This is a genomic window from Pseudomonas sp. A-R-19 (assembly GCF_019956575.1).
GTDB lineage: Bacteria > Pseudomonadota > Gammaproteobacteria > Pseudomonadales > Pseudomonadaceae > Aquipseudomonas.
In genome coordinates this window covers 1-25686 of record NZ_JAHBDR010000101.1, presented here as the reverse complement: position 1 = coordinate 25686, position 25686 = coordinate 1, and the positions used below count along the sequence as shown (strand labels likewise).

At 62.6% G+C, this 25686-nt stretch carries 22 protein-coding genes; 20 read left to right on the top strand and 2 right to left on the bottom strand.

Annotation, left to right across the window (positions count from 1 at the left end; genetic code table 11):
* Positions 1–476: 476 nt before the first annotated feature.
* Positions 477–1664 (bottom strand): type II secretion system F family protein, encoded by a 1188-nt coding sequence (locus tag KGA88_RS27685; protein ID WP_110661366.1) that lies wholly within the window; start codon positions 1662–1664, stop codon positions 477–479.
* Between the two features lie 14 nt (positions 1665–1678).
* The gene (gene gspG, locus KGA88_RS27680; protein ID WP_110661362.1) at positions 1679–2113 is read right to left on the bottom strand and encodes a type II secretion system major pseudopilin GspG; all 435 of its coding nucleotides are present in this window, start codon (positions 2111–2113) and stop codon (positions 1679–1681) included.
* Positions 2114–2317: 204 nt separating this feature from the next.
* Between gspG and KGA88_RS27675 the strand changes: the two genes are divergently transcribed.
* The 20 genes from KGA88_RS27675 (at position 2318) to KGA88_RS27580 (ending at position 25098) form a co-directional block, all read left to right on the top strand.
* A complete protein-coding gene (locus KGA88_RS27675) occupies positions 2318–2926 on the top strand; it encodes a lytic transglycosylase domain-containing protein (protein WP_110661364.1) in 609 nt (202 codons plus the stop codon).
* Between the two features lie 205 nt (positions 2927–3131).
* Positions 3132–8951: a manganese-oxidizing multicopper oxidase MnxG gene (mnxG, locus tag KGA88_RS27670; protein WP_223595680.1), complete on the top strand. Its 5820-nt coding sequence runs from the start codon at positions 3132–3134 to the stop codon at positions 8949–8951.
* Between the two features lie 516 nt (positions 8952–9467).
* Positions 9468–11420 (top strand): YncE family protein, encoded by a 1953-nt coding sequence (locus KGA88_RS27665; RefSeq protein ID WP_223595678.1) that lies wholly within the window; start codon positions 9468–9470, stop codon positions 11418–11420.
* A 12-nt stretch (positions 11421–11432) separates the two neighbouring features.
* A complete protein-coding gene (locus tag KGA88_RS27660; protein ID WP_110662435.1) occupies positions 11433–12089 on the top strand; it encodes an SCO family protein in 657 nt (218 codons plus the stop codon).
* Positions 12086–12706, top strand: a complete 621-nt coding sequence (locus KGA88_RS27655) for an SCO family protein (protein ID WP_223595676.1) — start codon at positions 12086–12088, stop codon at positions 12704–12706. The genes KGA88_RS27660 and KGA88_RS27655 overlap by 4 nt, the downstream gene beginning before the upstream one ends.
* 9 nt (positions 12707–12715) lie before the next feature.
* Entirely contained in the window at positions 12716–14266 is a 1551-nt protein-coding gene (locus tag KGA88_RS27650) for an ABC transporter substrate-binding protein (RefSeq protein WP_223595673.1), read from the top strand.
* A gap of 13 nt (positions 14267–14279) precedes the next feature.
* The gene (locus tag KGA88_RS27645; RefSeq protein WP_223595671.1) at positions 14280–15233 is read left to right on the top strand and encodes a peptidylprolyl isomerase; all 954 of its coding nucleotides are present in this window, start codon (positions 14280–14282) and stop codon (positions 15231–15233) included.
* A gap of 222 nt (positions 15234–15455) precedes the next feature.
* Positions 15456–15995: a response regulator gene (locus KGA88_RS27640; RefSeq protein WP_110660263.1), complete on the top strand. Its 540-nt coding sequence runs from the start codon at positions 15456–15458 to the stop codon at positions 15993–15995.
* Between the two features lie 84 nt (positions 15996–16079).
* Positions 16080–17786, top strand: a complete 1707-nt coding sequence (locus KGA88_RS27635) for a GspE/PulE family protein (protein WP_110660264.1) — start codon at positions 16080–16082, stop codon at positions 17784–17786.
* Positions 17767–18570 carry a hypothetical protein gene (locus KGA88_RS27630; protein ID WP_110660265.1) on the top strand — a complete coding sequence of 268 codons (804 nt, stop codon included), beginning with the start codon at positions 17767–17769 and terminating at the stop codon, positions 18568–18570. The genes KGA88_RS27635 and KGA88_RS27630 overlap by 20 nt, the downstream gene beginning before the upstream one ends.
* A gap of 1 nt (position 18571) precedes the next feature.
* The gene (locus KGA88_RS27625; protein ID WP_110660266.1) at positions 18572–19117 is read left to right on the top strand and encodes a PilN domain-containing protein; all 546 of its coding nucleotides are present in this window, start codon (positions 18572–18574) and stop codon (positions 19115–19117) included.
* Positions 19104–19652: a GspMb/PilO family protein gene (locus KGA88_RS27620; protein ID WP_223595668.1), complete on the top strand. Its 549-nt coding sequence runs from the start codon at positions 19104–19106 to the stop codon at positions 19650–19652. Before KGA88_RS27625 ends, KGA88_RS27620 begins: the two co-directional genes overlap by 14 nt.
* Positions 19652–20170 carry a hypothetical protein gene (locus KGA88_RS27615; RefSeq protein ID WP_110660268.1) on the top strand — a complete coding sequence of 173 codons (519 nt, stop codon included), beginning with the start codon at positions 19652–19654 and terminating at the stop codon, positions 20168–20170. Before KGA88_RS27620 ends, KGA88_RS27615 begins: the two co-directional genes overlap by 1 nt.
* Positions 20167–22008: a secretin N-terminal domain-containing protein gene (locus KGA88_RS27610; RefSeq protein ID WP_223595666.1), complete on the top strand. Its 1842-nt coding sequence runs from the start codon at positions 20167–20169 to the stop codon at positions 22006–22008. Before KGA88_RS27615 ends, KGA88_RS27610 begins: the two co-directional genes overlap by 4 nt.
* Before the next feature lie 2 nt (positions 22009–22010).
* Complete coding sequence (locus tag KGA88_RS27605) at positions 22011–22484, top strand: type II secretion system protein (RefSeq protein WP_110660270.1); 474 nt, start codon at positions 22011–22013, stop codon at positions 22482–22484.
* 4 nt (positions 22485–22488) lie between these two features.
* Positions 22489–22863 (top strand): type II secretion system protein, encoded by a 375-nt coding sequence (locus KGA88_RS27600; RefSeq protein WP_110660271.1) that lies wholly within the window; start codon positions 22489–22491, stop codon positions 22861–22863.
* Positions 22838–23377, top strand: a complete 540-nt coding sequence (locus tag KGA88_RS27595; protein ID WP_110660272.1) for a type II secretion system protein — start codon at positions 22838–22840, stop codon at positions 23375–23377. Before KGA88_RS27600 ends, KGA88_RS27595 begins: the two co-directional genes overlap by 26 nt.
* Entirely contained in the window at positions 23374–23766 is a 393-nt protein-coding gene (gene csgE / locus KGA88_RS27590; RefSeq protein WP_110660273.1) for a curli production assembly/transport protein CsgE, read from the top strand. The genes KGA88_RS27595 and csgE overlap by 4 nt, the downstream gene beginning before the upstream one ends.
* Positions 23763–24203: a curli assembly protein CsgF gene (locus KGA88_RS27585; RefSeq protein WP_110660274.1), complete on the top strand. Its 441-nt coding sequence runs from the start codon at positions 23763–23765 to the stop codon at positions 24201–24203. The genes csgE and KGA88_RS27585 overlap by 4 nt, the downstream gene beginning before the upstream one ends.
* A gap of 31 nt (positions 24204–24234) precedes the next feature.
* The gene (locus KGA88_RS27580; RefSeq protein ID WP_110660275.1) at positions 24235–25098 is read left to right on the top strand and encodes a CsgG/HfaB family protein; all 864 of its coding nucleotides are present in this window, start codon (positions 24235–24237) and stop codon (positions 25096–25098) included.
* Positions 25099–25686 lie beyond the last annotated feature (588 nt).

The following is a 25686-nucleotide window of genomic DNA, read 5'->3' as shown; positions in this document are numbered from 1 at the left end:
CCCCCATCCTTGGCCTGAGCACTGGATACCCCGGACAAGCTGTCCGGAATCAATACGGTAGACGCCGACAGAACCGCGCCAATAGCTACTGCTAGTAAAAGCTTATTGATGTGCATGTCGTTCTCCGTCTTTTTTATTCAGATTGGAACGTTGATTAACGGTGCAACGTGCTGCTTTTTTTTGGCTTTCTCTGGTTTGGAGATCATTTCATTTTCGACCAGGACGCGGTCTCTGTAGGAGCTGGCTTGCCAGCGATGGTCGTTAACGATAACGCGTGTGAACCGAATAAACGCGGCGCACTTGAGTCCATCGCCGGCAAGCCGGCTCCTACAGGTATTGCGTTATCGGTGTTTCCCGGGATTGCGTGAAGAACCTTTTTTTTTCCCGTGGGAACTTGATAAACACCTCGGCGGACCGATTTATTCAGTCGGTTGTTGAAAACAATGCAACGTGCAGCACGACCCCGTTGCAAAGGGTCAGTGAATGCTCGAGGCCAGTTCGAAAATCGGGATGTACATCAGGATCACGATCACCCCGATCAACAGGCCGATAAAGGTCATGAGCAGGGGTTCGAACAGCCGTACGAACCATTCGATCCAGCGACTGATTTCTTCGTCGTAGAAGTCGGCGCTGCGCTCCATCATCTGCCCGAGGTTGCCGGACTGTTCACCGGCGCGCAGCAGGCGCAGGGACACGGGGGTCACCAGGTGATTGAGTTCCAGCGCGGTCGATAGCGATTGCCCTTCGCGCACCCGTTCGCAGGCCTGGTCCAGCCGGCTGCGGGAGGCGACGGTGAGCAGGTTGCGCACCATGCCCATGGCGGTGACGAGGGGAATGCCGCCTTGCAGCAAAATTCCCAGGGAACGGTAGAAGCGCGCCAGCTCATACATGAAGATGCGCTGGTGCACGGCGGGGAGTTTTTCGATCACACGGTCCAGCCCCCGACGAAAGGCCGGTTGGCGCTGGAGCAGGGTGAGGGCGACGATGATGGCCAGCAAGCCGCCGAAGAACTCGCCTTGATGGGTGTGAAGGAACATGCCGCTGCTCATCAGGATCTGCGACAACCAGGGCAGGTTCGACCCCAGCCCTTCGAACACCAGGCTGAAGCGCGGTACGACGTAGCCCATCAGGAACAACACCACGCCGCCTCCCACAACCAGCAACAGCATGGGGTAGATCGACGCGCTGATGATCTTCTGGCGAACCTCGTCCATGCGCTGTCGGTAGCTGACATAGCGGCCCAGGGCATCACCCACGGCGCCGGTCTTCTCACTGGACTGCACCAGCGCCACGTACAAAGGCGGGAACACCGCCGACATCTGGCCCAGGGCCTGGGAAAACGATTTGCCCTCGTACAGCAAGCGCACCAGTTCGCTCAGGGTTTTGCGGGCTTGTGGCGCGTTTTCCTTTTCCGCCAGGCTTTCCAGCGCATCGATCAACGGCAGGCCGGCGTTGAGCAAGGTGGTCAGTTCCTGGCTGAACAACACCAGGTTGAACGTCTCGCGCTTGTGCATGCGCAACGCGCGCCAATGGCGCTCGGCGTGCAGGCTGACTACCCGCAGGCCCTGGTCTTCGGCGATGCGCCTGGCTTCGCTGTGCCCCGGCGCATCGACGGTCATTGAGATGACACCGGCCTTGCCGACGGCTTTGAGATGAAAGCGCATGGTCGCCATTCCCGTCAGTTCCAGTTGGTGACTTCGGCGTTCTCGCCTTCGCCGCCGGGTTGGCCATCCTTGCCCATGGACAACAGGTCGTACTCGCTGTTTTCACCGGGATAGCGATAGGCGTAGTTGCGGCCCCAAGGGTCTTGCGGGAGTTTTTTCTGCAGGTACGGGCCGGTCCAGCGCGGTTCGTCGGCGGGGGCCGTGACCAGCGCCTGCAAGCCTTGTTCGGTGGACGGGTAGTGGCCAACTTCCAGGCGGTAAAGGTCCAGGGCTTTGCTCAAGCCTTCTATTTGCGCCTTGGCCACTTTCACTTCGGAACGGCCCAGTTGGGCGAAATACTTCGGTGCCACGATGCCGGCCAACAGCCCCAGCACCACCAGCACCACCAACAGTTCGAGCAGGGTGAACCCGCTTTGGGTTCGCCGGGCATTACGCAGATGCTGATTCATGATGACCTCATACAGTCGATAGCGGTTGCCATGTAGTTGCCATATAGCTGCATGCAATTGCCATGCTCACCTCTGGTGATCCTTCTGCACCCCGCGTACTACGGGCCTTCCCACTTACGGCACAGTGCTTGCGTATGGCTGTTGCACGACTGGCCATTGGGGCAATACCCCCATTTTTCGGGGCCGGGAAGGGGAGGTATAACAATGAAATCACTCACCACCGGGTTGCTGGGTCTGCTTGTGTTGACCGGCGCCGCACAGGCCGATGTGTTTGTTTCCGTGGATGCCAATGGCAGCTACGTCCTGTCCAATGTCCACCGCCCCGGACGCCACTATGAACGGGTGATCCACGAGCCCGAAGCGGCGGTGGTCAGCCTCGATCAGCAACCGCAGATGATCGCCGCGCAACCCTACGCCGAGCTGGTGTCGGCGGCGGCCACGGCCAACGAACTGCCGGCGGCGCTGCTGCACGCCGTGATCAAGACCGAATCGAGCTACAACGCCCACGCTACCTCCCCCCGGGGCGCTCGCGGACTGATGCAGTTGATGCCCGACACCGCCCGCGAAATGGGCGTGACCAACGCCTACGACCCCAAGGCCAACATCCAGGGCGGCGCCCGCTATCTCAAGCGCCTGATGACGATGTTCGACAACGATATTCGCCTCGCCGTGGCGGCCTACAACGCCGGACCGCAAGCGGTGCTCAGTCGCGGCAACGTGGTCCCGCCGTTCGCCGAAACCCAGCGTTATGTGCCCAACGTGCTGAACCAGTATCGGCGTTTGCAGGGCTTGGCCGCGGACGCTCCGCTGTGATCGCAGCCCTGGGGCCGGTTTCCCCAATAGTGGGGAAAAGTGGACCCGGCGAGAAAGTGGGGGGATTGGGTGGGGAATATCCCCCGGTGTATTAAGTCGTGATTATAACTTAATGATTAATAACGTAATTTTTTGTGGCATGCGGATTGCTCTCGACGATTTGTCTTGAATCGTTTCCTGAAAACCCGCATCGAGGCCCGAGACTATGATCGGCATATCCCACGCCCCGTCCTTGATTAATTTGCTGTTGTTGGTGACGTCGATGCTCGGCATCGAGATTGCCAGCGCAGCTGGTCGTTGTGAGCGCACCCTGGTGGCCAACGTCGTGGCGTTCGATCAGCCGCTGATGTTCAACCGCCTGGGTGCGCAAAACGTCAACGGCATGATGTTCGCCCTGCGTCGCGATGTGGTCGATGACCATGACATTTCCCTCGCCCAAGGCGGCGCGGCAGTGCCGGGCAAGGTTTCCCTGCGGCCCGACAAGCGTCCGCGTCCGCTGGTGTTGCGAGTGGCCGCCGGCGATTGCCTGACCATCAATCTGCAGAACCTGCTGGCCTATCAGGCCAACCCGGGCAGTCATGACGGGTTTGAGCAGGAGGGCGAGGAGGACGAGGGCGGCCAGACCGGCAACGCCGAAGGTTTCAAGGCCGATGAGCAGGTGGCTGACCGTCATGTCGGTTTTCAGGTCAACGGCCTGCAGGCCGTCAACAGCATCGATGACATCGCCTCCTATACCGGGCGCAACGGCAACAGCCTCGTCGCTCCTGGCGGCAGCCGTTCCTATACGTTGTTCGCCGAGCGTGAAGGCGCGTTCGATGTCAGCAGCCGTGGCGCGACCTTCGGTGGCGAGGGCGGTGCGGGCAACAACGCCAATGGGCTGTTCGCCCAGGTGGTGGTCGTGCCCAAGGGCGGTCGTACTTACCGCAATACCCTGACCGAAGAAGAAATGCGCCTGGCCAGCAGCGGACGTACGCCAGCCGGCCAGCCAATCGTCGATTACCAGGCGCGCTACCCGCAACGCCAGCCGTGGATTCGCGAAGGCAAGGCCGGTGCGCCGATCATCAACATGGTGGACGGCAGTGAGATCATTTCCAGCGAAAGCGATGCGATCGTGATGGGCAGCAATGCCGACGGCAGCTTCCCGACTTCGACCTATCCGCTGGAAGCCATGGGCAAACGCAATCCGGCGTTGCCGAACCGGCTGGAACCGTTCCGTGATTTCGCCGCGCAGTTCCAGGATGAAACCGCCGTCACCCAAGCCTTCCCGGCGTACTTTGCCGACCCGGTGATGGGCCATGTGCTGGAGCCGACCCGCGACTCGTTCATGATCAACTACGGCTCCGGCGGCATGGGCGCCGAGGTGGTCGCCAACCGCCTGGGCGTGGGGCCGATGCACGATTGCCTGTCCTGCGCCTATGAAGAGTTTTTCCTGAGCTCGCACACCGTGGGCGACGTGGCGATGCTGGTGGACGTACCGGCCAACGCCGGCCTGGAAAACATTCGCCCCGGCGAAGTGCCGCGTGCCGATCAGGTCGGGGTCAAGGCGACCATGGCGCTGTATCCGTCGGAGCCGTCCAACGTCAATCACAGCTACATCGGCGACTTCGTCAAATTCCGCAACACCCACAACGGCTATGAACACCACATCTTCCATCTGCACGGGCATCAATGGCTGTACAACCCGAACGATGACAACACCGATTACCTGGACGCCCAGGGCATTGGCCCGGGTGCCGGCTACACCTATGAAATCGCCAACGGCGGTTCGGGCAACCGTAACCGGGTAGCGGGCGATGCGATCTATCACTGCCACTTCTACCCGCACTTCGCCCAAGGCATGTGGGCCATGTGGCGGGTGCACGATGTGTTTGAAGAAGGCACCCGGCTCGAAGTGTCCCAGCAGGGTGACGACGGCTTCCACAAGAAGCCCTATGCGCTGCGCAGCGGTAAACCGGCGACGGGCGCGCGGGCCTTGCCCGATGGCGAAATCATCGCCGGTACGCCGATCCCGGCGGTCGTGCCGCTGCCTGGCAAAGCCATGGCGCCAATGCCGGGCAAGGTCGCCGTGGTGCCGAAAATCGGCCAGACCCTGGTGGCCGCGGGCGATGATGGTGATGATGACCACGGCGGCGGCAATGGCGGTGTCCAGGCCATCGGTTCGCTGGCGCTGGTCGATCGCAGCGAAGCCAACCGCAACGCCGACGGCAGCCTGAAAAACCCCGGTTTCCCATTCTGGATCGGCGGCATGGAAAGTTCGGTCGGCCAACGCCCGCCAACCCCACCGCTGGACATGCTCGACGCCGCCAAGGCCCAGGCCCTGAAAACCAGCGGCAATGGCCTGTGGGCCAACCTCGACCCGAACCAGTCCGGTGGCTGGGACGGTGGTCTGGGGCGCCATGCGCTGGACGGCGTGTCTGCCGGTGGCGAGGCGCACACGGTGACCACCTCGCTGGACTTCTCCAAGGAAGTGAAGCGCGCCAAACCGATTTACCTGCCGGAAGAGGGCACCGAAGTCGAACAGGCGGCCATGGCCTTCCACGCCAAGAAGGAGCACCCAAGCTTTGCCGTGCTGCCGGGCAAACAGGTGGTGGCGCGCAACTTCCGCACCAACGGTGCCTTGCCGATTGCCGGTGCGCCGTTCTACGAACCGTGCATGGATGATCGGGCCAAACGCCTGACCAGCAGCGCCGGCAGCGGTGAATTCAATAGCGGTGAGCGCATCGACGGGATGTCCTTCACCGGCTCCTCGACCTTCACCGCCGACCGTCCGCGCATCTACAAGGCGGCCAACATCCAGTTCGACGCGGTGTACAACAAGGTCGGCTACCACTTCCCGCAGGCGCGCATCCTGGCGTTGTGGGAAGACGCCTGGCCGGTGATCACCAAGCAGCGTCCGCCAGAGCCGCTGGTGATGCGCATGAACACCTTCGACTGCGTGCAATACCAGCAAACCAACCTGGTGCCGGCCACCTATGAGATGGACGACTATCAGGTGCGCACCCCGACCGACGTGATCGGCCAGCACATTCACCTGCCGAAGTGGGACCTGACCTCGGCGGACGGTTCTTCCAACGGCTGGAACTACGAAGACGGCGTGCTTTCCCCGGGCGCCGTGGTGGAACGCATCCATGCCATCCGCGCGTTCAATCAGTGCGAAGGCGCCGACCCGCGTGACGGCACGCCGGCCTGCCCGAAAGCCAAGAACCATCCGTTCTTTGGTCAATATGGCCGGGCGGACTGGATGGGCGCGCGCACGGCGATGCAGCGCTGGTTCATTGACCCGGTGATCAACACCAAGGGGGTCGACCGTGGCCTGGGGACCATCTTCACCCACGACCACCTCGGCCCATCGACTCACCAACAGATTGGCCTGTACGCCACCGTACTGGCCGAACCGGCCGGGTCCACCTGGTTCCACGCCGAAACCGGCGAGCCGTTGTACAGCGGCGCGCGCGCTGACGGCGGGCCGACCTCCTGGCAAGCGGTGATCTCTACCGGTGACCTGGACGGTGACGGCAAGAACGACAGCTTCCGTGAGTTCTTCCTGGAATACAGCGACTTCCAGCACGCTTACGAAGCCGGCGTGTACGTAGGCGCCGGCCCCAATGGCGTGCCCAATCCACAGGCGTTCCCGGCGACGGCCGACAGCTTCCGCTACGCGATCAACCCGCCGGTGCGCAACAACGCCGGCAACCTGCTCGAGGCGGTGGTCGAGGCCCGTGGCGGCATCAAGCCGGGCTGCCCGACCCGACCATGCCCGCAAGCGATCTCGGTGGATGACCCCGGCATGTTCGTGGTCAATTACCGCAACGAACCCCTGGGCCTGCGGGTGTTCGACCCGAACAAGGTCGGCCCCGACGGCAAGCGCGGCATGCAGGCCGACGGCCTCGGTGGCGATCTGTCGTTCGCCATGCAAAGCCGCACCGACCGTGCGATCGCGGCAATGAACCTGGCGCCCAACCTGGTGACGTCGGCCACCGGCCCGACTGGCGGCACCACGCTGTTCCCGCCGCACATCAACCGTGGCGGTGCAGAACCGGGTGATCCGTTCACACCGATGCTGCGCACCTACACCGGCGACAATGTACGGTTGCGGGTGCATGCCGGCGGCCATGAAGAAGAGCACAACGTCACCCTGCACGGTGTGAAGTGGCTGCAAAGCGGCACCGGCTACGGCAACAGCTCCAACTCGGGCTGGCGCGCTTCGCAAATGGTCGGGATTTCCGAGCAGATGGGCTTCATTGCGCCGCTGTCGATGCTCTCCAGTTCCGCGGCGAGCACCGGTGATTACCTGTACTCGATGGACGCCTCGATTGAAGGCTACTGGAACGGTATCTGGGGCGTGATGCGCAACTACACCGCGCAACGCAACGATCTGTTCGCGCTGCCGAACAACACGAAACCGGCGGGCATGCGCAACACCGTGGCGTTCGAGGGCACCTGCCCACGGATCAGCGCCAACCCGAACGGCATCGGCACAAGGCCGACCGTGCAGCGCAACTACGAGGTGGTGGCGGCGCTGGCCAATGACATCCTGAGCAACCCGCTGGGCTTGTCGATCGGTGACCCGGAGGGGCTCGGCCAGCATGTCGGCGGGCCGCTGAATCCGGCGGGCGGCACCTTGGTGTTCAACTCGCGGACCGTGAGTATTCCGCGGGTGACGGTGACCGATCCCGAGGACGGCGAAACCATCACCATCGGTGGCCAGAGCGGGCCGATCCATGACCCGACCGCGATCCTGTACGTGCGCAAGACCGACCTTGATCCGACCACCGGCAAGCTCAAGCCGGGCGTACCTGTCGAGCCGCTGGTACTGCGCGCAGCGGCCGGGGACTGCATCAATATCACCCTGGAGAACCGCCTGCCGAGCGTGATGCCGGACCTGGCCCAGACCGCGATCCTGCAAGGGCTGGTCAAGCGTGACCGGCATAACAGTAACGGCTCGACCACCTTCAACAACAACCTGCTGCGGCCTTCCAGCCATGTCGGCCTGCATGCGCAATTGCTGGCCTACGACATCACCAAGTCCGACGGCGCCAACGTCGGCGCCAACCCGATCCAGACCGTGCCACCACGGGTTGGCAACACCGGCGCGTACCCGACCAAAACCTACCAGTATTACGCCGGGCACCTGGAGCGTGAAGGCAAGCCGATCACTCAACTGGGTCGCAACGTCGACAACATCAACGCCACGGCGGTGGAGTTCGGTGGGTTGAATTTCACCCCGGCGGATGTGATCAAGCAGCCGCAGAAAGGCCTTGGCGGAGCGATGAGTGTGCTGCCGGCGGGCTCTACCTGGGTCGAGGATGCCAAGCGTGCCTCGGCCACGGTCACGGCGACGGGGCAGACGGTTTACCGCGACTTTGCGATGGTCTGGCAGCGTGCCTTGAACCTGCGTTGGGCGGGTGGGCGGCCGGTGGAAGGCATCGCCTCGGAAGGCATGGGGGTGCCGAATGATCCGAAGGACAACGCCGGCATGGCCATCAACTACAAGACCGAGCCCATGTGGTACCGCTTCGGCCTCGCTCCGGATGCGCCGTTCGGCCGGGCCGACGGTGCCGGCTACGGCGACGTGCCCAACGCCCACATGGCCTACAGCAACGCGTTGGTGGGCGGTGATCCGCAAACACCGGTGTTCTACGTGAAACCGGGGCAACCGTTCCGTACCCATGTGCTGATGCCTACCGGCGGCAGTCGTGGCGCGACCTTCCAGCTCGACGGTCACCTCTGGTCGGTCAACCCGTACCTGTCGGAGAAGAGCGATACCGATGGCTATCCGATGGGCGCCCCGGGCGTTGGTTCGGTGCGGTTCGGCTTGAACCCGATGTCGATGTACATCGGCGCCCGCGAAAGCGTACTGCCGGCCGCGCACTTCAGCGCCATGCACCCGAGCGCTGGCGGCGTCAACGGGATTGCGGGGGATTACCTGTACCGCGACAACGCGTCCTTCGGCAATGCCGCCGGTTTCTGGGGCTTGCTGCGGGTCACGAATGAACCGGCGCCGACAACGGCACCGACACCGTAGTTGCGGTGATGGAAGGGTGGGATCACTCCACCCCTTGTGGGAGCGAGCCTTTGTGGCGAGGGGGCTTGCCCCCGTTGGGCTGCAAAGCAGCCCCTCAACACTTTTACGACTGCTTCGCAGCCGGACGGGGGCAAGCCCCCTCGCCACAAAGGTTTCTACAAGGGACAGGCAGATTCGGAAGAGGAGTTTTGACATGGACAGGACCATCAAATTCATTGGCAGTGCGCTGATCCTCGGGATGGCGCTGATCTGGCTCGGCGTGTGGCGAACCGCACCGGCGAGCATGCTCAGACACCGTAGGAAAGGACAGTAATGCAACACCTGTGGGAGCGGGCTTGTGTGGCGAGGGGGCTTGCCCCCGTTCGACTGCGAAGCAGTCGTAAAAGCGGTACATGCGGTGAGTCTGGTGGATGCAATTGTGGATCGAGGGGGCAGCTGCGCAGCCCAACGGGGGCAAGCCCCCTCGCCACATGAGTGACCAAAAGGGACAGGTAGGATCTGAAGAGGGGTTGCAACATGGACAGGACCATCAAAATCGTTGGCAGTGCGCTGATCCTCGGGATGGCGCTGATCTGGCTCGGCGTGTGGCGAACCGCACCGGCGAGCATGCTCAGCGAGGTTGCATTGCCCGACACCTGGAGCAACCGGACGCTGGAGCGTGACGGGGTTTCGGTGGTCTTTGATGTGAAGCCGTTGGCCGAGGACGGCGTGTTGCGCGAGGGCGGTTTTGCCGATGTGCAGTTTCGGGTCACGGACAAGACCTCGGGTCAACCCATGTCTGGCGTGGCGCCGGGTGCCTGGCTCGACCCGGAGGCCGTCGCCGCCGACCAGGCCCAGGGTCGCGACAAGAGCTGCAAGTCGCGGGTCGGGGTGTTCCTGAAGTCGAGTATCGGCGCGCGTCCCATGCTCGACCTCAATAGTTACTTCCTGCTGGTGATGAGCCGTGATGCCAGCGTCTCGGTGGTCGACCCGTCGGTGTCCGTCGGCGGCATCACCAGCACCCTGGCGCGGATCGATCTGAAACAGCCGCCGATGGACTGGGTGACGCCCAAAGACAACAAACGGGTGTTTGTCTCGATGCCCACTGCCGGCGAAGTGGCGGTGATCGACAGTGAACAGTTCAAGCTGATCGACTCGGTGGCGGCCGGCAGCAATCCGGTACGCGTGGCCCTGCAACCGGACGAACGTCTGCTGTGGGTCGGCAACAATGCTGCAAAGGACGGGCAATCCGGGGTCACGGTGATCAACACTGCCAGCCTCAAACCCCTCAAGCACCTGGCCACCGGGGCCGGGCACCACGAAATCGCGTTCAGCAAGGACAGCCGCTTCGCCTATGTCACCAACCGCGACGACGGCACCCTGAGCATCGTCGACATCGCCAGCCTGAGCATCAGCAAACAACTCAAGACCGGTTCGCACCCGTTGTCCGTGATGTATTCACCGCTGTCCGGTGCCGCTTATGTGGCCGATGGCAAGGACGGCACGGTGACTGTGGTCGACGGCAACAGCCAGTCGGTGCGCCGGGTGATCAAGCTCAAACAGGGGCTGGGTCCGATGGGGTTCAGCGCCGACGGTCGTTTTGGCATCGTGCTCAATACCCTGGAGAACCAGGCCGCGGTGATCGACACCGCCAACGACGCGCTGATCCATGAGCTGAACGTCTCCGCCGAGCCCTATCAAGTGGTGTTCACCAAGGCCTATGCCTATGTGCGCGGGCTGGCTTCAGCGAAAGTCACGATGATCAACCTGGCGTCCCTCGGCGAGGGCCGCGCGCCGATCATCCAGGGTTTCGAGGCTGGCACCCAGGCACCGCGGATGGCCGGTGACCTGCCGCTGGCGTCGAGCCTGGCGGTATCGCGGGACGATAACGCGGTGTTCGTGGTCAACCCGGTGGACAACACCACCTACTTCTACGCCGAAGGCATGAACGCACCGATGTCCGGTTACCCCAATCGCGGACAGGTGGCGCGGGCGGCGCTGGTCATTGACCGCAGCCTGCGGGAAATCGAACCCGGGCTGTACAGCTCGCGGGTCAAGCTGCCGGCGGCGGGGCGTTTCGACGTGGCGTTCCTGCTCAACCAGCCGAACATCATCCACTGCTTCAGCACCCTGGTAGAGGCCGACAAAAAGCTCGACCGGCAGCGTGGGGTGCCCAAGGTGGAGTTCATGCTCGACAAGTTCACCGCTGACCTCGGCAGCCCGTACGTGGTGCGCTTCCGCATCGTCGAGGGCAAGCAGAAGGCACAGCGCAGCGGGGTCAAGGATGTTCAGGTGCGCTACTTCCGCGCCCCGACTTCGCGACCACAGGAGGTCGCCGCCCTGGAAGTCGCCAACGGTGTCTATGAAGCCCCGGTGACCCTCGACCAGGACGGTGCCTGGTATCTGCACGTGCGGGCGGCGTCCCTCGGCTCCAGCTTCGATGACAAGACCTTTGCCAGCGTTCGGGTGATACCCGGCGATACCCAGTAAGAGGAAACTGACATGAACCGATTTGCACATCGCGGCCTGCTGACGTTCTGCCTCTTGGCCATCGGTATCGGCCAGGCGCTGGCCCACTCGACGGACGAGCATGGCGGGCACGACATGACGAGCAAAAAGGCCAGCCCGGAGACCGCCCGGATCAAGTTTGCCGACGTGGCCCTGCTGGACCAGGACGGCAAGGTCGTCAGCCTGGAAAAGGACCTGGTAAGCAACAAGATCGTGGTCATGGGCTTCATCTACACCAGCTGCACCACGGTCTGTCCGGTGGTGTCCTCGATCATGGGCAAGGTGCAGAAACAGCTCGGCGCGCGGGTCGGCACCGAGGTGCAACTGGTGTCGATCAGCATCGACCCGCAGCGCGACGATCCCAAGCGCCTGAACGACTACGCCCGCACTTTCCAGCAAGGGCCGGGCTGGAGCTGGCTGACCGGTTCGCCGCAGTCAGTCAATGCCACCCTCAAGGGCCTGGGCGCCTACAGCGGTGACTTCAAGAACCACTCGCCGCTGATTCTGGTGGGGGACGGCAATAACCGCTTCTGGACCCGCTACTACGGATTCACCGACCCGACGGAGCTGGCCCGGGCCGTCGAGAAGCTCAGTGGTGAACGCAATACCCACGCCAAGCACACCGCCATCGCCATGGAGCAGCAGCCATGAGAGCCATCGACTGGATCGCCCTGAGCGTCTGTTTCTGCATTTTCAGTTCAATGGCGTTTGCCCATGAAGAGCATCAACAGAGCGCGCCTGCGGTGGCCGCCGCGCAACCGTCCACCGGTACCCACGACGCGCAAACCTGGTTCACCGACACGCCGTTGCAGGACCAGAACGGCAACACGCTGCGCTTCTACAGCGACGCATTGAAGGACCGTGTGGTGCTGCTCAATGTGATTTTCACCAGTTGCAACGATGCTTGCCCGTTGATTACCCGCAAGCTCAAGGAAGTACGTGAAGTGCTCGGCGACAAGGCCGACGGCATCACCTTTATCTCCCTTACCAGTGATCCGCTGCGGGACTCCCCGGCGGTACTCAAGGCTTACACCTTGAAACAGGGCGTCGATGGGCCCCACTGGCTTTTCCTTACCGGCGACAAGGTGCAAATGGACCTTGTCTTGGGGCGCATCGGTCAGATCGTGCCCACCCCCGAGCAGCACTCCACCCAGTTGATCGTCGGAGACGTGGCGAACAAACGCTGGAGCAAAATCCGTCCCGATGCCCCGGCCGCCGCCATTGCCCAGCGCTTGCAGCTGCTGACAATGCCCGTGGCGGAGCGCTGAGCCATGGCCATGAACACTGCCCTCGTCCTCGGCCTGCTGCTCTTCGGTGGCCTCACGCTCAGCGTCCAGGCGCTGCCGCTGAGCCTCAACGAAAGTGCCGGCAAGCGCTTGTACCGCGAAGGTGTGTCGGCCAGCGGCGAGCCGATCATGGCCCGGGTCGGCGCATCGAACATGCTGCTGCCGGCCACCAGCCTGCCGTGTGCCAACTGTCATGGCGAAGACGGCCTCGGGCGCCCGGAAGGTGGGGTGCGACCACCGGACCTGAGTTGGTCGCGGCTGGCCAGCAGCCATGGCCAGCAGCACATCAACGGCCGCAGTTATCCGGCCTACAGCGACAGCACCCTGGCGCGCGCGGTGCAGGAGGGGCGCGACCCCGGCAACAACCGGCTCGATCCGACGATGCCACGGTTCGTGTTGTCGATGAACGACCAACGCAACCTCACGGCGTACCTCAAGCGCCTGGCCGAAGACCGCGATCCGGGCCTGACCCCCGACAGCCTTAACCTGGGCACCTTGCTGCCGGGCACTGGGTCGTTGAGCGAGGAGGGCGCTACGGTGGCGGCGGTGCTCAAGGGCTGCGTGACGCGTATCAACGAGGCGGGCGGAATTCACGGCCGGCAGTTGCGCCTGACCATCCTCGACCCCGGTGCCGATCGCGCCAGTGCCGAACAGGCGCTGGACCGCTTGATCGATCAAGAGCAGGTGTTTGCCCTGATCGCACCGCTGGTGCCGGCATTGGACGTGGAACTCGCCGTGCGTCTGGAACGGGCCGGCATTCCCCTGATCGGGCCGCTGTCCTTGCAGGGCACGCCCCACGCCAGCCGGCAGATATTCGAGCCGCTGCCGGGGCTTCGCGAGCAATTGATCGCCCTGGCCGATTACGCCGCTGCCAGCCTGCGCGTGCTCCAGGGGCCGACGCTGATCGCCTATCCGGACGAATCCGGCCAACGCTTGGCGGCGCAGGAACTCAGCCAGTACCTGCAGGGGCACGCCTGGCAAAAGGTCAGCCTGCAAGCCTATGACGCGGCCAGGGATGATCTGCCCTTGGGGTCGCGCTCGGTGTTTTACCTGGGCAGCAGCAGCGGCTTCAGTCGTCTGGCCGAGCGCTTGCAAACGGCGGGGCAGGTGCCTTACCTGTTCGCCGCCTCGAACCAGGTCGCGGGCAACCTGATCCAGGTGCCCAGCGGATTTTCCCGGCGGGTGTTCCTGGCCTATCCGTTCGTGCCCAGTGACTGGACCCTGGCCGGGCGCCTGGCCTTGACTCAATTGCGTGAACTTCAGGGCCTGGGCGGCCAGCACGCGGTGCTGCAGGTGGGCGCGTTCAGTTCGATGATGCTGCTCAGCGAAGGCATGAAGCAGGCCGGGCGCGATGCCAGCCGCGAGAAACTGGTCAGTGCCCTGGAAGGCCTGCATGACTTTGATACCGGGCTGACGCCACTGATCAGCTTTGGTCCCGGCCGGCGCCAGGGCTTGAGCGGTGCCCATATCGTCACGGTGGATCTGCCGGACCAGCGTTTTTATCTGGTCGCCCCCTACAAACCCATTGCCGCCATGCCCTGACCGGAGGCCGATCATGAAACTCAACACTTTGCTGGTCCTGTTGACGCTCTGGGTGCCCGTGGCGTGGTGCAGCAGTGGCCCGGCCGCGGCGCGGGTCAATGGCGAGGAAATTTCCCAGCTGCGCCTGGAACGCTACTTCGCCGAATACCTGGAGGATCAGGGCCGGGCGGTAGGCAACATTCGCAATCCGAAAGCCTACAAGCAACTGCGCAAGGCCGCGCTGGATGCCTTGATCGACCGCGAACTGTTGTGGCAGGAAGCCGTCAAGCGCGGCGTGGTGATCAGTGATGCCGTGGTCAAGGACCAGGTCGACCAGACCCGTCAGGCCATGGGCGGCGCCGAGGTGTTTGCCCGGCGTCTTGAGGATGCCGGTTTCGACGAAGCCGGCTACACCGAATACACCCGCCGTGAACTGGCGGCCCGACAAGTCTTCAATGACCTCACCCAGGCCGGTGAGCCGGACGAAAAACAGGTGCGGGCGTTCTACGAAGAACACCGCGCCGAGATGAACCGGCCCGAAGAAGTGCGGGCCCGGCATATCCTGATCAAGGTAGCGCCCGGTGCTGACGCTTCCACTGTCGAGGCCGCGCGGCTACGCTTAATCGCGATGAAGGCGTCAATCGTTGCCGGTGCCGATTTCGCCAGCGTTGCGCGCAGCGGGTCCGAAGACGCGTCGGCCAGCGAAGGGGGCGACCTGGGTTATTTTCCCCGTGGACGGATGCTGCCGGAGTTCGAGGCTGCCGCGTTTACCCTGGCGCCGGGGGCTGTCAGCGAACCCGTGCGTACGTCGGTGGGCTGGCATCTGATTTTTCTGGAGAACCACATGGAGGCGACCAATGTCCCAGCAGAGCAAGGACTTGACATGGTTCGGGCTTACCTTGCCCGGCAACAACAGGTTCAAGCCCGCTTGCAGGCATTGGCGCAATTGCGCTCGCGTAATCGAATCGAACGGATTGACGATGAATAGGGGGTTCCCCAACAGTGGGGAAAAAACGTCAATGCCAATCCGATCGCTTTCCCCGTTTTTGGGGGATGGGATTGCAGTACGAATAGGCATTGTTTTTAAATTCAAGGACATGAAGACCTAAAATTACCGGCGCTCAGTCTGGCATGAAGTGTGCGTTAGTCCTCTCAGGGCACGCACTCTGCCAGGTTCAAAACCCGGACCTGCGGTTTCAAGGAGTCGACCTTGTTAAACAAAGTACTGGTTGTTGATGACGAACAGCTGCTGGCGGAAAACCTCCAGGGTTACCTGCAGGCGCAAGCACTGGAAGTCCGGATTGCTCACGACGGTGCACACGGGATCGCCGAAGCTGACGATTTCGCACCCGATGTGATGGTGTTCGATTACCGCTTGCCCGATATGGAAGGCTTTCAGGTGCTCGATGCCGTCCGCCAGAACAGGAAGTGCCATTTTGTGCTGATCACAGGGCATCCAACCGCAGAAGTTTGCGAGCGGGCCCGGCTAATGGGAGTCAGCCATATCCTGTTCAAACCGTTCCCGTTGGCGGAATTGGCCCGTGCAGTGCTTGATCTTCTGGGCAGGCGACGCGAGCCCAGAGCGGGTGTGGTAGTGAGCACTTCGGAAGGATTCGTCGAACGACGCCAGAGCAGGACCGAGAGTTTCCCGCTGCAGTTGTACGACGGAAGTTGGGTGCTTGCAGATCGCCGAAAAAACACATCGGCCTCCATGGCACCAGACGACGAACAATTGCTCGCCGGGGAGTAGTGGCGCGACAAGACGTTCCGGCCTTTGCCGAAACTGCTCGCCGCGTCGACAGGGCTCAAAGCCCCGGGCGTTGGAGAGCAAGCCATGGACCGTCTATCCCTTGCCGTAGAACCGGCGCAACCGGAATGTGTACCGACTCGTTTTACCAGTGAACAACTGGCCCAGGCCCGAGCCCTGGCCACCAGCTCCGGCGAACGGATGCTGGACGCCCTCGGGGGATTGAGCGAACTGGCGCCCATGCCGTTCATCCAGTGCCTGGGTGTGACTCTGCACTACCCGGTGCTCGACACCGACAACCTGTTCAAATCCACCCCGGTGTTCGACCGGGTGACCCTGGCCCAATGCCTCAAGCGCGAATTCATCCTGCTGCGCCATGACGATGCGGTCATCGGTGTGTTCGCCGACCCCTTCGACAGTGCCCGACTGGCCTGGATCGATGAATGCCTGCATGGTGCGCCGCTATACCTGGTGCATGCCGACGACTTGAAGGCGTACCTGGCGCGTCACGAAGAGAGCTTCCACGCGGTGGAATCGCTCAACGCCCAAGCCGAGGGCGGCACCGAAATCGATACCCTGCAAAGCCTGTCCCTGACCAGCATCAGCGAAGACTCCAGCGTGGTGGTCAAACTGGTCAACTCGACCCTGTACGACGCGCTGAAAATGCACGCCAGCGATATCCACCTTGGCACCACCGGCAGTGGCCTTGTGATCAAGTACCGGATCGATGGCGTACTCAACAACATCAGCAAGATCCAGGGCAGCGAGTTCGCCGAGCAGGTGATTTCCCGGGTCAAGGTCATGGCCGAACTGGACATCGGCGAAAAACGCGTGCCTCAGGACGGTCGTTTCAAGGTCGGTATCAGCGGTCGGCAGATCGACTTCCGGGTGTCGATCATGCCGAGCATCTTTGGCGAAGACGCGGTGCTGCGGGTACTCGACAAACAGGACCTCGCCGACAAAGTCTGTGGCGTGCAGCTGCAAGCCCTGGGCTTTGAAGAAGAAACCCTGCGCCAACTGCGCCGGCTGGCCGCCGAACCCTACGGCATGGTGCTGGTGACCGGGCCTACCGGTAGCGGCAAGACCACCACCCTGTACGCGATGATCACCGAGATCAACCACGGCGTGGACAAGATCATCACCATTGAAGACCCGGTGGAGTATCAACTGCCGGGCGTGCTGCAAATCCCCGTCAACGAGAAGAAAGGCCTGACGTTCGCCCGGGGCCTGCGCTCGATCCTGCGGCATGACCCGGACAAGATCATGGTCGGTGAAATCCGCGACCCGGACACCGCGCAGATCGCCGTGCAATCGGCGCTCACCGGTCACCTGGTGTTCACCACCATCCACGCCAACAACGTGTTTGACGTGATCGGCCGTTTCACCCAGATGGAAATCGATCCCTACAGCCTGGTCTCGGCGCTCAATGCCGTGCTCGCCCAGCGCCTGATCCGCCTGGTCTGCACCAGTTGCAGCAGCCCTTACAGCCCGACAGACGAAGAGCTGGAGATCTCGGGGCTCGATCGGCAAAAGGTCGCTCACTATCAGTTCGTCCACGGCAAGGGCTGCGGGCATTGCCGGGGCACCGGTTATCGCGGGCGTAGCGCGATTGCCGAATTGCTGCACCTGGACGACGAGCTGCGGCAAATGATCGTCGAGCGCCAACCCATTTCGAAAATCAAGGCCCATGCCTGCAAACGTGGCTTGCGCCTGTTGCGCGAGTCGGCGCTGGAGCTGGTGGAACAAGGCCGGACCACTCTCGAGGAGATCAATCGTGTCACTTTTATCTCGTGAGCAATTTATCGCCGTGCTCGGCGCCAGCGGTGTTGGCCTGGGGCATCGGCAAGGCAGTGCAACCCGCTGGCTGGGCAGCGTCGGCTACATCGACGAAGGCTTCCACGCCTGGGCGGTGGCCCTCGACACCCTCGACCGTTTGCTGGCCGAACACGCCGTTGCCAGGGCGGAACTGACCGTGGTGATCTCCGGGCACTTCAGCCGCTACTGCCTGGTGCCCTGGAGCGAACAGATCAGCAGCCCGGCCGAATTGCTCGGCTTCGCCCAATTGTGTTTCGAAGACCTCTACGGTGCCACGACGCAACCCTGGAACCTGGTGCTTTCGCCCGAACCTGCCGGTTATGACCGCATCGCCACCGCGCTGCCACAGGACTTGCTCGAACGCCTGCGCGCTATGGTCAGCGCCCGCGGTCTGCGCCTGCGTTCGGTGCAGCCGTACCTGATGGCGGCATTCAACCATTTCGATCAAAGCTTTGATGCCGGGGACTTCCTGTTCGTGGTCGCCGAACCGGTACGCAGCGTGTTGCTGCTGGCCCGGGAAGGGCGCTGGACCTCGGTGCGTTCGGTCGGCAGCAGCGACAGCGATGCCGCACTGACCGCGCTGATCGGCCGTGAAAACCAGTTGCAGGCATCCACCAGCGAACGGCCGTTGAATGTCTACCTGCATGCACCGGCGCGCATCGACTCGCATCCCGACGTACCCGGTGTGCACCTGCGCACCCTCGAAGAAGACCGGACAGCCGTACGCGATTGCCTGTACGTCATGTCTCGGGCGGTGGCCTGACATGCGCCCCCTGATGCTCGACTTTCAGCCGCGCCGCCGTGCCGGTCCCCTGGGCTGGAGCCTGCTGGCCGGTGGTGTGGTGCTGACCCTGACTTGCGCTCTGGTGCAGCAGCACCTGAGCAACGAGGCCGAACAACAGCAAGGCCACTTGCAAACCACCCAGCGGGTGCTCACCGGCGACAACGGCAGCAAGCCCGGCCTGACCCCGGCGGAAACCCGCGAGCAGGCGCAGAACCTGGCGGAAATGCGCAAGGTCTCCCAGCAGTTGCGCCGCCCCTGGGAACGCCTGTTCGCCACCCTCGAAGCCATGCCGAGGGACAACATTGCCCTGCTGACCCTGACCCCCGACGCCCGCAAAGGCCAGGTGCGGATCACCGCCGAGGCGATCGACCTGGACGCCATGCTCGATTTCCACCGCCGCCTCGAAGCCAGCGACGAGCTGTCCGACGTGTCGCTGCTGAGCCACGAAATTGTCGCCAACGTGCCGGAACACCCGGTGCAGTTCAACCTGTCGGCTACCTGGGAGATCGGCGATGCAAATCCCTAAATTGATTGTCCACGAATACCTGCAAGGCCTGGGCGTTCCAGGGCTGGCAGGGTTGTCCATGCTGGTGCTGGCGCTGAGCTATGGCGTGGTCGGGTTGCTGCCGGACTGGCAGTCGCTGCAAAACCTCAGCCAGCAGACTCGCGAAGCCACCGAGTATCTGGCCAAGGTAGAAGACGGCAGCGTGGCTGCACCGGTGGTGCCGCAGCGTCAGCTCGACGACTTCCGCAGCAAGTTGCCGTCCCAGCCTCAGGCCACCGTGGCCATCGACAAGATCTACGCCCTGGCCGCCCAGGAGCGCATCACCTTGTCCCGGGGTGAATACTCCCTGGGCGTGGACCCCAAGACGCACCTGGCCCGTTATCAGATTCTGCTGCCGGTGCGTGGCAGCTATCCGCAGCTGCGGCGTTTCCTGCACGCCTTGCTCGGGCAGTTGCCGGCGGTGGTGCTGGAGGACGTGGAACTGCAGCGCAAGAAAATCGCCGATACCGACCTGACCGGGCGGATCCGCATGACCCTTTACCTGTCGAGGTCATGATGAATACCAAGCGAGTGGTGGGTTGGGTGGCGTTCTTCGGCGTAGCGGCAGCGCTCGCCTGGGGCCCCGATTACTTCAAACAGGCTGACGACAGCGACCCTGCGCTGGCCACCGTGGCCTCGCCAGCCAAAGGCAAGACCCCGGGCGCAGCGGCGGCTGCATCGAGCGCCGCGGCGGCAGTACCGATCAAGGATCTGAGCCCGGCCGGCGACCTGTTCGCCGCCCGCAGCTGGAAAGCGGCGCCGGTCCTCGGCACCGTCATTGAACAACCGGTCGTCGTGACTCAAGAGGTGCAAGTCCCCACTGCACCGCCGTTGCCGTTCCAGTTTGTTGGCAGGCTGGATGATCGTTCCGATCTGCAGGTGTTCTTGCAGGACGGCGAAAAAATATACGTCGTGCGCAAAGGGGATGTCATCGACGAAACCTGGCGGATCGAGCGCATTTCCCGTGAGGAACTGAGCCTGGTCTACCTGCCTCTGCATTTAGCTCAGACTTTGTCTGTGGGGAGTACGGAATGAACAAATCCCGTTTGCTGATGAGCCTTTGCCTCTGTGCCGGGTTGGTCGCCTGCAGTTCGGCGCAGCTTGCCAAGGATGAAGCTTCCGCCCTGATTGAATCAGGCCAGTACGAAGCCGGCCTGGCTCGCATCGAACAGGGATTGCGCGAGAACCCTCGCGATACCGATCTGCACATAGCGCTCAACAGCGGTCGGGCCCGCGCCGTGACGGCGCTGCTGACCCAGGCCGACATGGACCGCGCCCAGCGTAATTTCGCCGGGGCCCGCATGGGTTACAGCCGGGTCCTGGGCATCGAAACGAACAACCGTCGTGCCCAGGACTCCCTGCGTCAGCTCGACTACCTGCGCAGCATGGACGAGAAACTCGAACTGGCCCGTGGCGACCTGCGTCGCGGTGACATCTACGGAGCCGACCGCCAGGTCAAGCAGATTCTCGAACTGGACCCGCAGAACGAAGGTGCCCGGGAACTGCAAGACAACATCCGCCTGGTGCAGAGCCGCAACGTGGTGCAGTACCCGCAACTGCGTACACGCCTGGACCGGCCGGTGACCCTGGAATTTCGCGACGCCAACCTGAAGACCATTTTCGAAGTACTGTCCCAGGTCGCCGCCCTGAACTTCATCTTCGACAAGGACCTGCGCCCGGACATGAAAGCGACGATCTTCGTACGTGATGTGCGCATCGAAGACGCCGTGGATCTGCTGCTGCAGCAGAACCAGTTGCATCAGAAAGTGGTGAATGAAAACACCTTGCTGATCTACCCGGACTCGCCGCAGAAGCTCAAGGACTATCAGGAACTGGTGATGCGTACCTTCTACCTGACCAGCATCGATGCCAACACCGCGCTGAACATGATCAAGACCATGCTCAAGACCCGCGACGTGTTCGTCGATGAACGCCTCAATACCCTGACCATGCGCGACACCGGCGACGCCATCCGCATGGCGGAAAAACTCCTGCAATCGCAGGACCAGTCCAACCCCGAAGTGGTGCTGGAAGTGGAAGTGATGGAAGTCGCCCGCCAACGCATTCTCGACCTTGGCCTGCAATGGCCCAACACCTTCGGCGTGATCAACAGCGACGGCTCGCCCGTGTCGATTCTCGATCAGCTCAAAGGCATCGACTCCAGCCGGATCGCCTTCACGCCATCGCCCCAGGCCAAGATCAACGCCCAGGACAAAGACATCAACACCCTGGCCAGCCCGGTGATCCGGGTGAGCAACCGCGAACAGGCGCGCATCCACATCGGTCAGCGCGTGCCAATCATCAGCGCCACTTCGGTGCCTTCGACCCAGGGCCCGGTGATCACCGAAAGCGTGACTTACCTCGACGTCGGTCTGAAACTTGAAGTGCAGCCCATCGTGCACCTGAACAACGAAGTGGCGATCAAGATCGCGCTGGAAGTCAGTAACGCCACGCCGCTGGCGCCGACCCCTCAGGGCACCATTCCGGTCCAGGTCGATACCCGCAACGCCCAGACCACCTTGCGCCTGCATGATGGCGAAACCCAGATCCTCGCCGGCCTGGTGCGCAACGACCACGGCGCCAGCGGTAACAAGATCCCTGGCCTTGGCGACATTCCTGGCCTGGGCCGCCTGTTCGGCAGCAACAAGGACGACATCAGCAAATCCGAACTGGTGCTGTCGATCACCCCGCGGATCGTGCGCAACCTGCCGTACCAGAGCCCGTCGGACATGGAGTTCCCGACCGGTACCGAAACCAGCATGCACATCCAGGCTCCTGACCGTTCGATGAGCACTACTACGGTTCAGGCCGCCCCGATGGGCAACCCCATGAGCGCACCGATCGCCACCACCGTTACCGTCGGGAAGCCTTGATCATGAACGCCTCGCAACGTGGTTTTACCCTGATCGAAGTCGTGGTGACGCTGGCCCTGGTCGGCCTGTTGGCCGGCATGGCCGCACCGCTGACCGAGACGGTGGTGCGCCGGGGCAAAGAGCAGGAACTGCGGACCGCGCTGTACCAGATCCGCGATGGCATCGACGCCTACAAGCGCGCCTTCGACGCCGGCTACATCGAGAAGTCGCTCGACAGCAACGGCTATCCGCCGAACCTGAAAGTGCTGGTCGACGGGGTGCGTGACGTGCGCAGCGCCAAGGGGGCCAAGTTCTATTTCCTGCGGCGCATCCCCCGCGACCCGCTGGCAACCGTCAAGCGTGACGACGAGGGTGGCTGGGGCCTGCGTTCCTATGACAGTTCATCTGAAAACCCGCGCGAGGGCCAGGACGTCTATGACGTTTACTCCAAGGTCCGGGGCAAGGGACTCAACGGCATCGCCTACCGGGAGTGGTGAGCATATGCGTCGGCAAAAGGGTTTTACCTTGTTGGAACTGATGGTGGTCATGGCAATCATCGCAACCCTGATGACGATTGCCTTGCCGCGCTACTTCACCAGCCTGGAGGCCTCGAAAGAGACCACCCTGCGCCAGAGCCTGTCGTCCATGCGCGAGGCGCTGGATCACTACTACGGCGACACCGGGCGTTATCCAGACTCCATCGAACAGCTGGTCGAACTGCGCTACCTGCGTAACCAGCCGCTCGACCCGATTGCCGAGCGCAAGGACCTCTGGGTCGTGGTCGCGCCGCCTGATGGCGTGGCGGGCGGGGTGGCCGATATCAAGAGTGGCGCCAGCGGGAGGGCGCGTGATGGCAGCCTTTATTCCGAGTGGTAAGCCTTCGGACCAGGGCGGCTTCACCTACCTGGGTGTGCTGTTTCTGATCGTCGTGATGGGCATGGGCCTGGCCAGTGCCGGCGAGTTGTGGGCCACCGCCGCGCGCCGGGACCGGGAAAACCAGTTGCTCTGGGTCGGTACGCAGTATGCCCAGGCGCTGCGCAGCTATTACCGCAGTTCGCCCGGTGTGGCCCTGTACCCGAAAGAACTCGCGGACCTGTTGCAGGACGAGCGTTTCCCGACGGCCAAGCACCATATCCGGCAGCTGTATCCGGAGCCGATGACAGGTGGCGAATGGGAACTGATGCGCGGTATCGACGGACGTATCAGCGGTGTGTACTGCCCGTCCACGGAGAAGCCGCTCAAGCAGGTTAACTTCCCCAGCCAGTGGTCGGACTTCAACGGCATGGCCAGCTACAAGGACTGGCAGTTCGTGGCCGAGAAAGCCTTCCTCGATGGCACCGACGGGCCGCCGAAAGCGCAGTCCACCGCGCCCGAGGCGATGCAGCCATGAATCGGCACTGGCTGGCGGCAGTGGTCCTGATGCTGATGGCGAACTTCGTCTCGGCGGCAGAAGACGACGAGATGCTGGGGTTCATCATCGACGACACGATTTCGCACATCGGCCATGACTTTTATTACTCGTTCAGTGAACGCCTGCGTGCCACCAGCCGGATGGATTTCAACCTGGTGGTGCGTGAAAGACCTTCGGCCCGCTGGGGCAGCCTGGTGACCGTGGAGTTTCAGCAACGCCTGGTTTATCGGCGCTTCCTGCCGCCGAACACCGTGGAGTTGAAAGACGAGGCCTATCAGGCTGCCGACCTGGTCCGCATGGAAATCGTGCGGCGCAAGCTGGAAGCCTTGTTACAGGACACGACCGACCTTGAGAGGGACGAACTATGAAAAAAAGCACTGTCGGCAAGCGTATGGGGCTGTGGTTACTCGGGCTCTGGTTTAGCGGGGCGGGAAGTTGTGGCCTGGTCCATGCCACCGAACTGGTCTACACGCCCATCAACCCGTCGTTCGGCGGCAACCCGTTGAACGGCACGTGGTTGCTCAACAACGCCCAGGCGCAGAACGACTACGACGACCCCGATCTGAAAGACCGTACCACTGTGGCCGGCACTTCGGCGCTGGAACGGTTTACCAGTCAGCTGCAATCGCGGTTGCTAGGGCAACTGCTGGACAACATCTCTACCGGCAACACGGGGAGCCTGTCGACTGACGCCTTTATCGTCAACGTCGTCGATGACTCCGGGGCATTGACGATCAATGTGACCGACAGGGCAACCGGTGAAGTTTCGGAAATCCAGGTAAACGGCATCACTACCACCCCTTGACGGGGATATGGGCCGATGGGGAGTTACGGACATGAAAAGAATAATTGTGCTAGGGATGCTGTTGGCGACGCTTTCCGGTTGCGGCCTGCGTGAACCGATGTCCGCTGAGCAAGACACTGAAACGCCGACCCTGACCCCCAGGGCCTCGACCTATTACGACTTGTTGAACATGCCACGCCCCAAGGGCAAGTTGATGGCAGTGGTGTATGGCTTCCGCGACCAGACCGGGCAATACAAGCCAACCCCGGCCAGTTCGTTTTCCACCAGCGTGACCCAGGGCGCGGCGAGCATGTTGATGGACGCCTTGCAGGCCAGTGGCTGGTTTGTGGTGCTGGAACGTGAAGGGCTGCAGAACCTGCTGACCGAGCGCAAGATCATCCGCGCCTCGCAAAAGAAACCCAATACGCCGGTGAACATCGTGGGTGAGCTGCCACCGTTGCAAGCGGCGAACATGATGCTCGAAGGCGGGATCATCGCCTACGACACCAACGTGCGCAGTGGCGGGGAAGGGGCGCGCTACCTGGGCATCGACATTTCCCGTGAGTATCGGGTGGATCAGGTCACGGTGAACCTGCGGGCGGTGGACGTGCGCAGCGGGCAGGTGCTGGCCAACGTGATGACCAGCAAGACCATTTACTCGGTCGGTCGCAGTGCCGGGGTGTTCAAGTTCATCGAGTTCAAGAAACTGCTTGAGGCCGAGGTTGGCTATACCACCAACGAGCCGGCGCAGTTGTGTGTGTTGTCGGCGATCGAGTCGGCGGTGGGGCATTTGCTGGCGCAGGGGATCGAGCGGCGGTTGTGGCAGGTGGCGGGGGATAATTCTCAGCCTGCACCGAACGAGACGCTGGAGCGGTATTTGACGCAGAACAAGGTGGATTCGGAGAGTTCGCCGTGAGTCCGGTTTTTGGCCTTGGCGGCCTTGGCGGCCTTCGGGCCGACCAGGCTCTCCCTGATGTACCCGGTCCAATTGTGGGAGCGGGCTTGCTCGCGAAGGCGGCCACGTAGCCGACAAATTTCTACCTGATGTATTCAGTCCAATTGTGGGAGCGAGCCTGCTCGCGAAGGCGGCCTGACAGCCGACCTATATTTTGCTGACTGTGTACATATCCATTTCTGCGGTAACGGCGGCTTATGGTTTCGCCCTTACGGCGAGTCCCTTTGGCAAACGCCCCAAAGGAACCAAAGGTCTCGCCCCGAGCGTCCGGCCCCTCGCTAAGGCTCGGGGTTCCTTCGCTCCGGTATCCATCCGGGGACACTGCCCTCCGGTCGGCTTCGCTTCGACCTACATGCAGCGTGTTCGACTGCGTCGAACGGCGCTGCGCGCCAATCCCCGGATGAACACCTCCACTCAGCCTTCCGAGGGGGCGGGTGGATCAAGATCAAGAGCTGCAGGCGAGCTAACGCTCGGCCTGATGAGTGGTGAGGGGCGTGGGTGTACGCCGCTCTGCCTTTGCTCTTTTGTGGGAGCGGGCTTGCTCGCGAA